This window comes from Clostridium sp. (assembly GCF_050717535.1).
GTDB lineage: Bacteria > Bacillota > Clostridia > Clostridiales > Clostridiaceae > Clostridium_AD.
On the sequence record NZ_JBOITM010000095.1, the window covers coordinates 43,557 to 56,437 of the forward strand.

The 12,881-nt window shown below is 33.2% G+C and carries 11 protein-coding genes; all 11 read left to right on the forward strand.

Features of this window, described 5'->3' with window-relative positions:
• Positions 1 to 25: 25 nt before the first annotated feature.
• Positions 26 to 772: a Fic family protein gene (locus ACREVU_RS21300; RefSeq protein ID WP_431553611.1), complete on the forward strand. Its 747-nt coding sequence runs from the start codon at positions 26 to 28 to the stop codon at positions 770 to 772.
• Between the two features lie 291 nt (positions 773 to 1,063).
• Positions 1,064 to 1,759 carry a VanW family protein gene (locus ACREVU_RS21305; protein ID WP_431553612.1) on the forward strand — a complete coding sequence of 232 codons (696 nt, stop codon included), beginning with the start codon at positions 1,064 to 1,066 and terminating at the stop codon, positions 1,757 to 1,759.
• Positions 1,760 to 1,889: 130 nt separating this feature from the next.
• The gene (locus tag ACREVU_RS21310; RefSeq protein WP_431553613.1) at positions 1,890 to 2,999 is read left to right on the forward strand and encodes a GntR family transcriptional regulator; all 1,110 of its coding nucleotides are present in this window, start codon (positions 1,890 to 1,892) and stop codon (positions 2,997 to 2,999) included.
• 203 nt (positions 3,000 to 3,202) lie between these two features.
• Entirely contained in the window at positions 3,203 to 4,876 is a 1,674-nt protein-coding gene (gene araB, locus ACREVU_RS21315; protein WP_431553614.1) for a ribulokinase, read from the forward strand.
• 24 nt (positions 4,877 to 4,900) lie between these two features.
• Positions 4,901 to 5,590, forward strand: coding sequence for an L-ribulose-5-phosphate 4-epimerase (araD, locus tag ACREVU_RS21320; protein ID WP_431553615.1), 690 nt, complete (start codon positions 4,901 to 4,903; stop codon positions 5,588 to 5,590).
• Between the two features lie 14 nt (positions 5,591 to 5,604).
• A complete protein-coding gene (araA, locus tag ACREVU_RS21325) occupies positions 5,605 to 7,098 on the forward strand; it encodes an L-arabinose isomerase (protein WP_431553616.1) in 1,494 nt (497 codons plus the stop codon).
• A gap of 205 nt (positions 7,099 to 7,303) precedes the next feature.
• Complete coding sequence (chvE, locus tag ACREVU_RS21330; RefSeq protein ID WP_431553617.1) at positions 7,304 to 8,413, forward strand: multiple monosaccharide ABC transporter substrate-binding protein; 1,110 nt, start codon at positions 7,304 to 7,306, stop codon at positions 8,411 to 8,413.
• Between the two features lie 79 nt (positions 8,414 to 8,492).
• The gene (gene mmsA / locus ACREVU_RS21335; RefSeq protein ID WP_431553618.1) at positions 8,493 to 10,028 is read left to right on the forward strand and encodes a multiple monosaccharide ABC transporter ATP-binding protein; all 1,536 of its coding nucleotides are present in this window, start codon (positions 8,493 to 8,495) and stop codon (positions 10,026 to 10,028) included.
• Between the two features lie 2 nt (positions 10,029 to 10,030).
• Positions 10,031 to 11,182 (forward strand): multiple monosaccharide ABC transporter permease, encoded by a 1,152-nt coding sequence (gene mmsB, locus ACREVU_RS21340; protein WP_431553619.1) that lies wholly within the window; start codon positions 10,031 to 10,033, stop codon positions 11,180 to 11,182.
• 126 nt (positions 11,183 to 11,308) lie between these two features.
• Positions 11,309 to 11,581, forward strand: a complete 273-nt coding sequence (locus tag ACREVU_RS21345) for a hypothetical protein (protein WP_431553620.1) — start codon at positions 11,309 to 11,311, stop codon at positions 11,579 to 11,581.
• 107 nt (positions 11,582 to 11,688) lie between these two features.
• Entirely contained in the window at positions 11,689 to 12,741 is a 1,053-nt protein-coding gene (locus ACREVU_RS21350) for an aldose epimerase family protein (protein ID WP_431553621.1), read from the forward strand.
• Positions 12,742 to 12,881 lie beyond the last annotated feature (140 nt).

A 12,881-nucleotide genomic window follows, 5' to 3' on the forward strand; every position in this document is an offset into this window, starting at 1 on the left:
TAATAAGAAAGATAGGTGAATTATTATGAAATTAACTAGAACATTTTTACTTGGTTTAAAAGAAGTACCAAACTCTTTTTATTACGCTTTAAGGATTGAATTTTTATTTCATTCTAATAAATTAGAGGGTAGTACTTTTAATAGAGATTCTTTAAATCAGTTGGCAGATAAAAATATAGTTTCTGGTACTCATACCTGGGATGATGTTATTGAAACTAGGAACTCTTTAGATGTTTTTGATTTTATAATTGAAACATTAGATGAGCCATTATCTTTACAGTTAATTAGAGAATATCATCAATTATTAAAAAATGGTACTTCTGATGATAAAAAGGGATTTTCAGGTAGCTTTAAAAAAATTCCTAATATGCTTAGTGGATTAGATGAAATAAAACTTGTAGATTCACATGAAGTAGAACCTTTATTATTAGGACTTATTGAGAATTATAATACTAAAAAAGCTTTAAGTATTAATTTACATGAATTATGTTACTTTCATAGTAATTTTGAAAAAATACATCCATTCCAAGATGGTAATGGTAGAATAGGAAGGTTTCTTTTACTTAAACAATGTCTAGAAAATAATATTGATTTAATAGCTATTGATGAAAAATACAATACGGAATATAGGGGTGCGCTATATGAATCTCAATTAAACGGAAATTATGATAAACTTATTGAAATTTTTAAAAAATGTCAAGAGTATATAAAATCTAAAGAAGGTATTATCTTTTCAAGCAATGAGGCATTAAAAAATTTAAAAAATAAATAATATTTAAAGACTTCTCTAATAAATAGATAGGTCTTTATTTTGGTCCAATATAATAGCTTATTATATTGAGTGATTTCTTCTGCTTTTTTATTCCAAAATATGTTATGAAATTTGCTCATTTATAGATCTATATTATTTAAAATTATTTTTGAGGGGGAGTTTATCACGTATTTAGAGAAAAAGCCTATAGAAAGGTCAAGAATAAGACTCTTATTTGGTAGTGTTTATTACTCTGCTAAAAGGTACAAACAGTGGTATTTTAGTGGTAAACATTATGCGAAGAGTATAAGGGTGAAAGTATATCCCAATATCCTATTTACTTACAGTACACCCCTTTTAAGAAAATTAAAAGATGTAGATATGATACTTCAATATAATAAAATTACAAATCTTAAACTAGCAGCAAAAAAACTAAATGGTATAGTTATAAAACCAGGACAAACACTTTCTTATTGGAAGCTTATAGGAAAGCCTACTTATAGGAAAGGATATTTAGATGGATTAGTATTATGTGCTGATGGTACATTTAAAGCAGGGGTAGGAGGCGGTATCTGCCAGCTTTCCAATCTTGTTTATTGGATGACATTACATACAAGTTTAACTGTAACGGAAAGGTACAGACATAGTCACGATGTTTTTCCAGATGTTAATAGAGTGCAACCGTTTGGGACAGGGGCTACTTGTTCTTACAATTCTCTTGACCTGCAAATTTATAATGGGACAAGTAGTGACTTTCAACTTTTAATATACCTAACACTCGATAACTTAGTTGGAGAATGGACAAGTACCGAAGAGTCAATGAACAAATATGAAGTTTATGAGAAAGAGCATTCTATTACACCAGGTATGTTTGGTGGATATGTAAGAAATAATAAAATATATAGGAAGGTTTACAACGAAAATATAGGTCTAATTAAAGATGAATATATTACAGAGAATCATGCTTATATGACTTATTCTCCATATTTAAGTGGAAAAATAGAATGATATATGCGGTATGACTACAATGAGGAAGGATTACTATGAATACTATTCTATATTGACATTATAATAAAACAAGGTATAATAAAAATAAAGATGTACGTACAAGCAAATTATAATTTAGAGGGGCTATAATATGAGTAATGACGAAGATAAAATACCTAAATATATGCAAATTGCTGAATATTTTAAAGCTCAAATAATGTCTGGTGAAATAGTTTCTGGTCAGCAGTTGTCCACAGAAAATGAAATAGCAGATAAATTTAAAGTTAGTAGACATACGGTAAGACATGCTCTAAGGGAATTAGAAAAAGGTGTGTATATATATAAAGAGCAAGGGAAGGGAAGTTTTTGTTCTTCTAGAGATAAAAATACAGGAGTAAAAACCATTGCGGTTCTTACTACATATATCTCTAATTATATTTTTCCCCTTATTATTAGTGGAATAGAAGAAGTTTTAAGCGCAGCAGGATATAATTTAATGCTATTAAATACAAATAATGAAAAAGAAAAAGAGGCAGAGTATCTGCAAAAAATAATTGCCAATGATGTAGTTGGGTTAATTGTGGAACCAACCATGAGTGCTTATGAAAATGTGAATTTAAATTGGTACAAAGAATTAGAAAAAAAAGATATCCCATATATCATGATTAATGCAAAATATGATGTATTACACCCTGCATTTGTAGTGATGGATGATGTTGAAGGGGTGTATCTTATAACAAAGTATTTACTTCAACTAGGACATAGGCAGATAGCCGGAATATTTAAACAGGATGACCTGCAAGGAGTAAATAGGCAATTAGGTTATAAGAAAGCTTTGGAAGAGTTTGGTATACCTTTTAACAATGAAATTGTAAGTAATTTTGGAACAAAGGAAATATCTTTTGCGCCTTATGAATTTACTAGTAATTTAATAAACAAAAGTGAAAGACCTACTGCCATTATTTGCTATAATGATCAGATTGCAGCATATGCACTGCAGGCTATCAGGGATGCAGGGCTTCGAATTCCTGAGGATATATCTATAACTGGGTTTGATGATTCAGACATTGCTATGGCAACAGAATTTAAATTTACTACAGTCGCTCACCCAAAGGAAGATATGGGAAGAAGAGCAGCAAGACTTCTTATTAATATGATTCAAGAAAAAATAGAGAAACCAAACTATGTGTATAAACCAGAGCTAATTGTAAGGTACTCAACTGGAAATGTGCCAGTAAAGAATGAAGTTGTTAATTTATAAGCATAAAAGCAAAAAAAATATGAAATCCTTTATACTTTAAATGAACTAATATATATTTTAAAATATAGAGGATTTTTTGTAAACATGTAGAATATATATATAATGAGTTGTACGTACAAATAGATTAAATTGTATAAAATAATGCATACAAATAAAATATATTGTACAGTCAAATGAATAGAGGAAAAGAGGGGACGAATTTAATGCTTAATAAAAAGTATACCATTGGAGTTGATTATGGTACTCAATCTGGACGAGCTGTACTGGTTGAAGTTGCCACAGGAAGAGAAGTTGCTACGGCGGTTAAAATATATCCTCATGGAGTAATGGATGAGTATTTACCAGATGGAAAGACAAAACTTAAGCAGGACTTTGCATTGCAGCATCCACAAGATTATCTTGATGTGTTATCGGAGACTATTCCATCTGTGATGAAGGAAGCTAAAATTAGTCCGGAAAATGTAATCGGTATCGCCATTGATTTTACTGCTTGCACAATGCTTCCTACAGATAGTGCAGGAAAACCACTTTGCTTTTATGATGAATATAAAGCGAATCCACATAGCTATGTTAAATTATGGAAACATCATGCAGCACAAGATGAAGCCACTAGGCTAAATAAAATTGCAGAGGAAAGAGGAGAAGATTTCCTAAAACTTTATGGCGGGAAGATTTCTTCAGAGTGGCTTATACCAAAAATTTGGCAAATCCTCAATGAAGCACCAGATATTTATGAAAAGGCTGGTAAATTTATGGAAGCTACAGATTGGGTAGTTTATCAATTGACTGGTCAGGAAAGAAGAAATAGTTGTACTGCAGGATACAAAGCTATTTGGAATAAACAAAATGGATATCCATCAAAAGAATTTTTTAAAGCATTAGATTCAAGACTGGAAAATTTAGTAGAAGAAAAATTGAGCACGGATATATATCCAATAGGAGCTAAAGCAGGAGAGATAACAGAAAGTGCGGCAGCATTAACAGGGCTTTTGGTAGGAACTTCAGTGGCTGTAGGGAATGTGGATGCACATGTTTCAGTTCCGGCACTCGGAATGACCGAAGCTGGGAAAATGCTTATGATTATGGGAACATCAACTTGTCATGTAATGCTTGGCAGAGAGGAAAAAATTGTGCCAGGAATGTGTGGAGTAGTAGAGGATGGAATCATTCCAGGGTTACTTGGATATGAGGCAGGTCAATCTTGTGTTGGAGACCACTTTGAGTGGTTTGTAGAAAACTGTGTACCGGCTACGTATACTAGAGAAGCAGAGCAGAGAGGTATAGATATTCATATTCTTCTTACAGAAAAGGCACAAAAACTTGCAGTTGGAGAAAGTGGACTTGTTGCTCTGGATTGGTGGAATGGAAATCGATCTGTTCTTGTTGATGTAGACCTAACAGGAATGATTCTTGGATGCACACTACTTACAAAGCCAGAGGAAATATATAGAGCATTAATAGAAGCAACAGCATATGGGACTAGAAAGATAATTGAGACTTTTGAAGAAAATGGTGTTCCTATTGAGGAATTATATGCTGCAGGTGGCATAGCTGAGAAAAATAAGTTTATGATGCAAATTTACTCAGATGTTACAAATATGGAAATAAGAATTTCAGCATCCGCTCAAACTCCTGCTTTGGGTTCAGCAATTTTTGCAGCAGTGGTGGCAGGTAAAGATAAGGGTGGGTACGATTCAATTGTTGAGGCAGCCCAATATATGGGTAAGGTAAAAGAGGAATTTTATAAACCCATTCCTAAAAATGTAGAGGTTTATGCAAAACTTTATGCTGAATATAATATACTTCATGATTATTTCGGAAGAGGAGCAAATGATGTTATGAAGAGGTTAAAAACGATTAAATCTCAAGCTAAATAGTGGGATTTATAGGGAGGTTTTATAATGCTAACAGAATTAAAAGCGGCAGTGCTTAAAGCAAATTTAGAGCTACCTAAAAGAGGTTTAATTACTTTCACTTGGGGAAATGTGAGTGGGATAGATCGCAAGAATAATTTAATTGTAATTAAGCCAAGTGGTGTAGCATATGACCAGCTTAAACTAGAAGATCTTGTTGTGATTGATTTGGAGGGAAACCAAATTGAAGGCAAGCTTAAACCCTCCTCAGATACACCTACACATCTTGTTATTTATAGAAACTTTAAAGATGTAGGAGGGGTTGTCCATACACATTCTAGATGGGCAACATCCTGGGCCCAGAGTGGAAGGGGAATTCCAGCACTTGGAACAACTCATGCAGATTATTTTTATGGTGAGATTCCTTGTACAAGAGAGATGAGAGCTGAAGAAATTAAGGTGGATTATGAGAAGCAAACAGGAAATGTAATTGTTGAAACTTTTGCGGGTAAGAATCCAAATTATGTTCCTGGAGTTTTGGTAAATAATCATGGACCATTTACCTTTGGAAAAGATGCTGGGGAAGCGGTACACAATGCGGTAGTTCTTGAAGAAGTGGCTAAGATGGCATATAATACCTGTCAACTTCAACCAGATATTAAAGCTATAGATCAGGCTTTACTTGACAAACACTTTTTAAGAAAACATGGTGCTAATGCATACTATGGACAAAAATAGGAGGGGGAAATAAAATGATAGATATGAAAAAATCAGAGATTTGGTTTGTTACTGGAAGTCAAGATTTGTACGGCCAAGAGGTAATTAAAAAAATAGAAGAGCATTCTCAAATAATGGTAAAGTCTTTAGATGAAGATGCTATAATCCCATGTAAAATAGTATTTAAAGCTGTTCTGAAAACATCAGATGCTATTCGAAAGCTGTTTGCAGAGGCTAATAGCGATGATTCTTGTGCTGGAGTTATTACTTGGATGCATACATTCTCACCAGCAAAAATGTGGATTGCAGGTTTATCAGAATTATGTAAACCATTACTTCATCTTCACACGCAGTTTAATTGTAATCTTCCTTGGGATAGCATAGACATGGATTTTATGAACTTAAATCAATCTGCTCATGGTGACCGTGAATATGGATTCATTGGCGCACGTATGAAAATTGAACGTAAGGTTATAGTTGGCCACTGGGAGGACTTAGAAGTTAGACAAAGAATGGCTTCTTGGATGCTTGTAGCTGTTGCATTTACGGAAGGACGCCACCTTAAAGTAGCTCGTTTTGGAGATAATATGCGTGATGTTGCTGTTACTGAAGGAGATAAGGTTGAAGCACAAATTGTGTTTGGTTGGGCTGTAGACGGGTATGGTGTAGGTGACTTAGTAACTTATATGGATAAGGTGTCAGATGAAGATATAAACAAATTAATGAGTGAATATGAGGTCCTTTATGAAATTGCAGAAGAAGCAAAAACAGAAGGGGCTACAAGGGATTCAATTAAGGAACAGGCACGTATGGAAATTGCCATGAAAACATTTATGGAAGAGGGAAACTATACTGCTTTTACAAATAATTTTCAAGATTTGCATGGAATGAAACAACTTCCAGGCCTTGCAACCCAGAGACTTATGGATGCTGGGTATGGATATGGTGCAGAAGGAGATTGGAAAACTGCAGCCTTGGTTCGTATTATGAAGATCATAGCAAAGGGAAAAGGAACTTCTCTTATGGAGGATTACACATATAATCTTGAAAAGGGAAACGAAATGATTTTGGGAGCACATATGTTAGAAATTTGTCCTAGCCTTGCAGCAAATCGTCCACGTATTGAAGTGCATCCACTTTCTATTGGTGGAAAAGAAGATCCAGCAAGATTGGTATTTGAAGGTGGTAATGGCCCAGCAGTTTGTGCATCACTAATTGATATGGGAGGAAGATTCCGCTTAATTGTAAGTGAAGTAGATGGAGTAAAAGCAGAGCATGCTATGCCAAAACTTCCTGTTGCTAGAGTTTTATGGAAGCCACAACCAAGTCTTAAAGTTGCAGCAGAAGCTTGGATACACGCTGGTGGAGCACATCATACTAGTTTTTCGTTTAATGTAACACCTGAGCAGTTAGGAGACTTTGCTGAAATGGCAGGAATTGAATGCTTATTTATAAATAAAGATACAAATTTAACCGCGTTTAGAAATGAATTGCGATGGAATGATCTTGCTTTTAAACTTGGCTTATAAAATTTTAAATTTATAAGGTGGAAAATTTTATGAAATTAGGTAAAAAAGATGTACTTAATGTGCTTATATTAGCAAAATAAATCGCTTGATTATTTTAATGAGATTACTATTTTTCACCAGATATATCTAAAGTCAAAATGAAAAGGTAAGTTTGGTGAAGTTAAGTGATATATTACAAATTAATTATTTAAGAGGGGGAACAACAATGAAAAAAATCGTATCAATATTAATGGCAGCAACCATGGTATTCGGACTTACAGCATGTGGTTCAAAAACACCAGCTCCAGCAGCAGGCGCAGCGAAGACTACAGAGGCAACAAAAGCTACAGGTAAAATTGCAGGTATAGCAATGCCTACAAAGACATCACAAAGATGGATAGATGATGGAGATAATATGGTTAAATCACTTGAAAAGTTAGGATATAAGACTGATTTACAATATGCCGATAATAATGTACAAAATCAAGTATCTCAGATAGAAAATATGATTACAAAAGGTGCAAGTGTACTGGTAATTGCGTCTGTTGATGGTACAGCACTTACAGATGTATTACAACAAGCTCATGATGCAAAGATTCCAGTAATATCTTATGACAGATTAATTACAAAGACTGCTTTTGTTGATTACTATGCAACCTTTGATAATTTCAAAGTTGGAGTTCTTCAAGCTGGTTACATTGAAACTGCTTTAGGACTAAAAGAGGGGAAAGGTCCATTTAACATTGAATTATTTGCAGGTTCTCCAGATGATAATAATGCAAAATTCTTCTTTGATGGAGCAATGTCAATTTTACAACCATATATTACTTCAGGAAAATTAGTTGTTAAGAGCGGACAAACAGCTTATGCACAAGTTGGTACTTTAAGATGGGATGGTGCTACTGCACAAGCAAGAATGGATAATATATTAAGTAAAAGCTACACTTCAGCTAAGGTTGATGCCGTATTATCTCCATATGATGGCATAAGTATTGGTATAATCTCATCCTTAAAGGGTGTTGGATATGGATCAGGAACTCAGAAAATGCCAATAATTACAGGTCAAGATTGTGAAGTTGCTTCAGTTAAATCTATAATTGCAGGAGAACAAACATCTTCTATATTCAAGGATACAAGAGTACTTGCTGCAAAAGCTGCTGAAATGGCTGATTCTGTTTTGAATGGTAAAACTCCAGAAGTTAATGATACAAAAACATATAACACTGGCATGAAAGTTGTTCCATCATTCTTATGTGATCCAGTTGTTGTTGATAAAGCAAATTACCAAAAAGTCGTAGTAGATAGTGGTTATATCACTGCTGATAAATTAAAATAAAAAAATAGATAAATGAGATTTAGTGGTGGTGTTACAACCACCACTAAATCTATATAAAATGTAAGGAGTTGAATGTCATATGTCGGATATTATTCTTCAGATGAAAAACATTACTAAAACCTTTCCGGGTGTTAAGGCTCTGGATAATGTTAACCTAGAGGTTAAACAAGGTGAGATTCATGCATTAGTTGGAGAAAATGGTGCAGGTAAATCAACACTAATGAAAGTATTAAGTGGAGTATATCCGCATGGAACATATTCTGGAGATATTTTATTTAAGGATAAGCTATGCGAATTTAAAGATATAAAAAATAGCGAACTTTTAGGAATAGTAATTATTCACCAAGAATTAGCTTTGATCCCCTTTTTATCTATTGCTGAAAATATATTTCTCGGAAATGAACGAAGCAAAAGTGGTGTAATTGATTGGAATGAGACTAAGAGAAAAACCTGTGAGCTATTAAAAAGGGTTGGCTTAAATGAATCTCCTGATACTCTTATAGCTAACATTGGAGTAGGAAAGCAACAATTGGTTGAAATTGCAAAGGCATTATCTAAAGAAGTTAAATTGCTCATATTGGATGAACCAACATCAGCCTTAAATGAAGCTGATAGTGATAACTTGTTAAAGTTAATTGAGGGGCTTAAGAGTCATGGAATTACTTCAATAATGATATCTCATAAATTGAATGAAATTAAAAAGATTTCAGATTCAATCACTATACTAAGAGATGGAGCGACTATTGAAACTCTCGATACTCGAAAAGATAATATTACAGAAGATAGAATAATTAAGGGTATGGTTGGAAGAGATTTAGTTAATAGATATCCGACACGCGAACCTAATATTGGAGAGGTCATATTTGAGGTGAAGAATTGGAATGTATATCACCCAGTTATCAGTGATCGTAAAGTTAGTGATAACGTAAATATCAATATTCACAAAGGGGAAGTAGTTGGAATTGCAGGTCTTATGGGAGCTGGGAGAACAGAACTTGCTATGAGCATTTTTGGCAAGTCTTATGGAAAAAAAATAACTGGACAAATATTAATTAATGGTGTGGAAGTACATTTGAACAATGTAAATAAGGCTATCGAAAGTGGTCTGGCCTATGTTACTGAAGATAGAAAAGAGTACGGATTAATTTTAATAGATCACATAAAGGGAAATACTACTTTAGCAAATTTGAAAAAAATATCCAAAGCTGGTGTAATTAATAAAAATGAAGAAATTATTGCAGCTGAGGATTTGCGTAAAAGACTAAATATAAAATGTTCTGGCATACTTCAAAAGACAGGTAATCTAAGTGGTGGAAATCAGCAAAAGGTAATTTTAGCTAAATGGATTTTTGCAGAGCCAGAGGTGTTAATTTTGGATGAACCCACTAGAGGCATTGATGTAGGTGCAAAATATGAAATATATACCATAATTAATAAGCTGGCAGCAGAAGGAAAGGGAGTAATGGTTATTTCTTCAGAACTTCCTGAACTGTTGGGAGTTTGTGATAGAATCTATGTTATGAATCAAGGCAAAATACTTGGAGAATTATCTGCTAAGGAAGCATCGCAAGAAAAAATCATGAAAATTATTATTAATAATGTTCAGGAGGCTTAATTATGGGACATATAAAAAAAGTAGTTAAAGAAAACAGCATGATAATTGCACTAGTAGGAATTATGATATATTTTCAGATTGCAACAGGTGGCATTTTATTAAAACCTGTAAATATAACAAACTTAATATTGCAGAATAGTTATATATTAATTTTAGCAATTGGTATGCTACTTGTAATAGTTGCTTTTCAAATTGATTTATCAGTAGGTTCAATAGCGGCTGTAATTGGAGCCCTTGCTGGAATGATGATAATTAATAATCATATGTCCGTTCCGCTTGGAGTTGCAGCCCTATTAATAATCGGTGCTATTATAGGAGCTTGGCATGGATTTTGGATTGCTTATGTAAGAATACCAGCATTTATAACTACCCTTGCAGGAATGATGGTGTTTAGAGGGTTAACCTATGTTTCATTAAATGGTACCTCAATTGCACCTTTTCCTAAGTCATTTCAATTGATGAGTACTGGTTTTATTCCAGATCTCTTTAATGGTGATGGAATTAATATTACAACTATTGTTATTGGACTTCTGATAACTGCCTTTTATATAACCCTTGAAGTAAAGAAAAGGGCCACTGATAAGAAGTACGATTTTGAGGTTACTAACATAGTATTTTTAATTATTAAAATAGCTGCAATTGTAATTGTTATAAATGGATTTTGTTATATAATGGCTAAATATAAAGGATTACCAAATGTATTAGTATTATTAGGTGTTCTAGTTGCTTTTTATACTTTCATAACTACAAAAACTACCCTTGGAAGACATATTTATGCACTTGGAGGAAACGAAAAAGCAGCTAGACTTTCTGGTGTAAAAACAAAATGGATTGTATTCTTGGTATTTGTTAACATGGGAGTACTAAGTGCCCTTGCAGGATTAGTTTTTGCTGCAAGACTAAATTCTGCAACGCCAAATGCGGGTGTTGGGTTTGAACTAGATGCAATTGCTGCTTGCTTTATTGGAGGAGCATCAACTGCTGGTGGTATTGGTACAATTATGGGAGCTATGATTGGTGGCCTCTTTATGGGTGTTATGAATAACGGAATGTCACTTATGGGAGTAGGAATTGACTGGCAGCAGACTATTAAAGGTTTGGTATTGTTACTTGCTGTAGCATTTGATGTATACTCAAAATCAAAAACTTCTTAGAAAAATTAAATACAGCTGTCACCAATTCAATTTGCTTTTAAGAACTTGTTAAATGAATTAAATGATATACTAGTGTTCATTGATTGAAAAATTTAAAATTTAAGATAGAGAGAAGGGAAGTCGGTTATGTCACCATTTAATATTCTATTTGGAGTGGTAGTTGTAGCAGTTGGAATATATGCTATTGTATTTAATAAATATCCAGGTAAAGAAGTTTCTTATGAAAATGCAAAAAAGAAATATAATACAGTTAATGAACGTAGAGTAACTTTGTTTGATGGAGTATTTTGTATACTATTTGGTGTAGCATATGCGTCACTGGGAATGATTTTTTTAGTAATATTAATGCTTGCTTATTATCCCGTAAGAACAATATTTCTAAAATTTAGTATTATATAGTGTATTAATTTCCTATTAGCTTTAAAAAAATGTATAATTAAATTGAGAGGCTGTTGAATTTATTATAACTTCATGGCCTTACTTTTTTGAGGGGGGAATATTGAATTATGAGTATAAAAAAAGATTTTGGAATTGTAGATGGAAAGTCTGTATATCTATTCACTATTAAAAACTCCAAGGGTATGGTGGCAAAAATCACTAATTATGGAGGGACATTAGTATCTTTAATGGTTAAGGACAATAAGGGTGAGGTAGGTGATGTAGTTTTAGGCTATGAAAAAGTTCGAGATTATATAAAGTATAAATACTTTCTTGGAGCAACAGTAGGACGAGTTGCAAATAGGATAGAAAATTCGAGTTTTGAGCTCAATGGAACTCAGTACAAACTAGCTAAAAATGAAGGCGAAAATCATTTGCATGGTGGAATAGTAGGATTTGATAAAGTAGTATGGGAAGAAAAGCTTCAAGCTGAAGAATCCAATGATAGCATTGAATTTTCTTACCTAAGTATTGACGGGGAGGAAGGTTACCCAGGAAATCTTAATGTAAGAGTTAAATATACGGTTACAGAGGATAATGAACTTAAAATAGAGTATTTTGCTGTTTCAGATAAGGATACTATAGTAAATCTTACTAATCATTCTTATTTTAATTTAACAGGGCAAGGTTCAGGAGATATTTTAAAACATAAGATAATGATTAATGCCGATAAATTTACTATTAATAGTAAATTAGCCATTCCAACTGGTGAAATAGCCCAGGTAGAGAATACACCAATGGATTTTAGAAAGCTTACTTATATAGGTGAGAATATTTCTAGTGATTATGAGCAAATTGTGTTTGGTAATGGTTACGATCATAACTGGATAATTAATAATAGTGGTGAAAAATTAAACAAGGCAGCTGAAGTTTACGATGAGAAAAGTGGACGAGTTATGGAAGTTTACACAACTAAACCTGGAGTGCAGTTCTATTCTGGGAATTTTCTAAAAGGTTTGGAACCAGGAAAAGGTGGCACCACATATTGCAAAAGAGGTGGGTTATGTCTCGAAACTCAGTATTTTCCTAATGCCATTAACAATGCAAATTTTCCTTCACCAATACTTAAAGCAAATGAAAATTATGAACATAGCACTGTGTATAAATTTTCAGTTAGATAAAACCTAGATAGATAAACCCCCGGCAGGCTGTGCGAAAACCTATAAAAAACTATTAATAATCTGTCAATTTTGGTATAATTAATCTATATTATACCAAAGGAGAAGGATAAATTATGAACTATATTTTGGGAACAGATAGA